This is a genomic window from Arthrobacter sp. LAR12-1-1.1 (assembly GCF_040676555.1).
Classification (GTDB): domain Bacteria; phylum Actinomycetota; class Actinomycetes; order Actinomycetales; family Micrococcaceae; genus Arthrobacter.
Genome location: NZ_JBEGIG010000029.1, coordinates 1 through 2,735 on the forward strand (window position 1 = coordinate 1; position 2,735 = coordinate 2,735).

Below are 2,735 nucleotides of genomic sequence, written 5' to 3' on the forward strand. Positions count from 1 at the left end.
GGCTGCTCCGACGGATTGTAAGCACACGGTTTCAGGTACTGTTTCACTCCCCTCCCGGGGTACTTTTCACCTTTCCCTCACGGTACTGGTCCGCTATCGGTCATTAGGGAGTATTTAGGCTTATCAGGTGGTCCTGACAGATTCGCACGGGATTTCTCGGGCCCCGTGCTACTTGGGATACTTCACCAGGCGGTGCACAACATTTCGGTTACGGGGCTCACACCCTCTACGGCCGGCCTTTCAAGACCGTTCACCTATGCCTGCACTCTCACCCCACTGTCCCGGCAGAGACAGAATGGGAAGTCCCACAACCCCGACCATGCAACGCCCGCCGGCTATCACACATGGAACGGTTTAGCCTGATCCGCGTTCGCTCGCCACTACTGACGGAATCACTATTGTTTTCTCTTCCTGCGGGTACTGAGATGTTTCACTTCCCCGCGTTCCCTCCACGCACCCTATGTGTTCAGATGCGGGTCACCAGGCAGCTCGCGCCCCTGGCGGGGTTTCCCCATTCGGACACCCTGGGATCACAGTCCGGTTATCGACTCCCCCAGGCTTATCGCAGATTCCTACGTCCTTCTTCGGCTCCTAATGCCAAGGCATCCACCGTGTGCTCTTAAAAACTTGACCACAAAAGATCAAGGAGTAATTTTCGAGAGAACCACAGAAACCACACCGCACACCAGCCACACCCCAAGGGGCACAACCAGAGCAACGGCACAGATCCAGGTTCATATTCTTGGAAATTGCTTCTTATAAAAGATGCTCGCGTCCACTATGTAGTTCTCAAACAACAACCCCGTACCACACACCCCACACACGCCCCGCCCCAAAAGACAGGAACAACCGTATGATCGGTGCAGCCAGGAAACCAGAAACACAAGTCCCACACCACAACCACGCACCCCCCCAAAGGAAGAGCAACGCGGCCGCGCCATGGTCCTGTTGCCTCAGGACCCAACAGTGTGCCAAACACTAAACCGCCCCCACTGACCCCACACCGTTCCAGGAACACTCTCAAGAGAGGATCCGTACTGGGCAAGGAGAAAGAAGCTGCGGCCGCTATTTGCTGATATTCCACCCGTGAGCACCCGCCGCAGAACAATCGTCTGCGCAACGGGCGTTACTCCTGACAACCCCTCCACACCCGCATACACGGGGCAAGGTGACTGTAGGTGCTCCTTAGAAAGGAGGTGATCCAGCCGCACCTTCCGGTACGGCTACCTTGTTACGACTTAGTCCCAATCGCCAGTCCCACCTTCGACAGCTCCCTCCCACAAGGGGTTAGGCCACCGGCTTCGGGTGTTACCAACTTTCGTGACTTGACGGGCGGTGTGTACAAGGCCCGGGAACGTATTCACCGCAGCGTTGCTGATCTGCGATTACTAGCGACTCCGACTTCATGGGGTCGAGTTGCAGACCCCAATCCGAACTGAGACCGGCTTTTTGGGATTAGCTCCACCTCACAGTATCGCAACCCTTTGTACCGGCCATTGTAGCATGCGTGAAGCCCAAGACATAAGGGGCATGATGATTTGACGTCGTCCCCACCTTCCTCCGAGTTGACCCCGGCAGTCTCCCATGAGTCCCCGCCATTACGCGCTGGCAACATGGAACGAGGGTTGCGCTCGTTGCGGGACTTAACCCAACATCTCACGACACGAGCTGACGACAACCATGCACCACCTGTGAACCGGCCCCAAAGGGGAAGGACTGTTTCCAGCCCGGTCCGGCCCATGTCAAGCCTTGGTAAGGTTCTTCGCGTTGCATCGAATTAATCCGCATGCTCCGCCGCTTGTGCGGGCCCCCGTCAATTCCTTTGAGTTTTAGCCTTGCGGCCGTACTCCCCAGGCGGGGCACTTAATGCGTTAGCTACGGCGCGGAAAACGTGGAATGTCCCCCACACCTAGTGCCCAACGTTTACGGCATGGACTACCAGGGTATCTAATCCTGTTCGCTCCCCATGCTTTCGCTCCTCAGCGTCAGTTAATGCCCAGAGACCTGCCTTCGCCATCGGTGTTCCTCCTGATATCTGCGCATTTCACCGCTACACCAGGAATTCCAGTCTCCCCTACATCACTCTAGTCTGCCCGTACCCACCGCAGATCCGGAGTTGAGCCCCGGACTTTCACGGCAGACGCGACAAACCGCCTACGAGCTCTTTACGCCCAATAATTCCGGATAACGCTTGCGCCCTACGTATTACCGCGGCTGCTGGCACGTAGTTAGCCGGCGCTTCTTCTGCAGGTACCGTCACTTTCGCTTCTTCCCTACTGAAAGAGGTTTACAACCCGAAGGCCGTCATCCCTCACGCGGCGTCGCTGCATCAGGCTTGCGCCCATTGTGCAATATTCCCCACTGCTGCCTCCCGTAGGAGTCTGGGCCGTGTCTCAGTCCCAGTGTGGCCGGTCACCCTCTCAGGCCGGCTACCCGTCGTCGCCTTGGTGAGCCATTACCTCACCAACAAGCTGATAGGCCGCGAGTCCATCCAAAACCACAATAAAGCTTTCCACCCCCCACCATGCGATGAGGAGTCATATCCGGTATTAGACCCAGTTTCCCAGGCTTATCCCAGAGTTAAGGGCAGGTTACTCACGTGTTACTCACCCGTTCGCCACTAATCACCGGTGCAAGCACCGGGTCATCGTTCGACTTGCATGTGTTAAGCACGCCGCCAGCGTTCATCCTGAGCCAGGATCAAACTCTCCGTTGAAGTAAAACAGACACAACCA

Annotated in this window: 2 rRNA genes; both read right to left on the bottom strand. The window is 56.7% G+C overall.

From position 1 onward, the window contains the following. A 23S ribosomal RNA gene (locus MRBLAR12_RS16160) occupies positions 1-633 on the bottom strand; the annotation flags it as partial. Between the two features lie 556 nt (positions 634-1,189). Next, positions 1,190-2,716 (bottom strand): 16S ribosomal RNA (locus tag MRBLAR12_RS16165). Positions 2,717-2,735 lie beyond the last annotated feature (19 nt).